Below are 230 nucleotides of genomic sequence, written 5' to 3'. Positions count from 1 at the left end.
CAGTAATACTAATAAGCCTTTAACCAGCGGCACTATGCCAATAATACTTAAACCCAGTACTGCGGCAAAGCTTAGTAGCACAATGTTTGATTGCTTAGGTGCAAGGTGGGCTTGTAAGTCAAACCCTGAAATATACACAAATTCGCGCTTTAAGTTAGGCAAGGTATAAAAGTTTTTGCCTGGGGCAAGTATTAGTGAGTCGCCAGCTTGTAATTGCACTTGCCCAAGGC

At 42.6% G+C, this 230-nt stretch carries 1 pseudogene; it reads right to left on the bottom strand.

The window, feature by feature from the left end:
• A pseudogene (locus tag AAEY57_RS21325) lies at positions 1 to 230 on the bottom strand (SLC13 family permease); the annotation flags it as partial.

The sequence above is a fragment of the Pseudoalteromonas sp. MER144-MNA-CIBAN-0113 genome, assembly GCF_040308965.1.
Taxonomy (GTDB): Bacteria; Pseudomonadota; Gammaproteobacteria; order Enterobacterales; family Alteromonadaceae; genus Pseudoalteromonas; species Pseudoalteromonas tetraodonis.
This window is presented reverse-complemented; position numbering and strand designations above follow the sequence as displayed.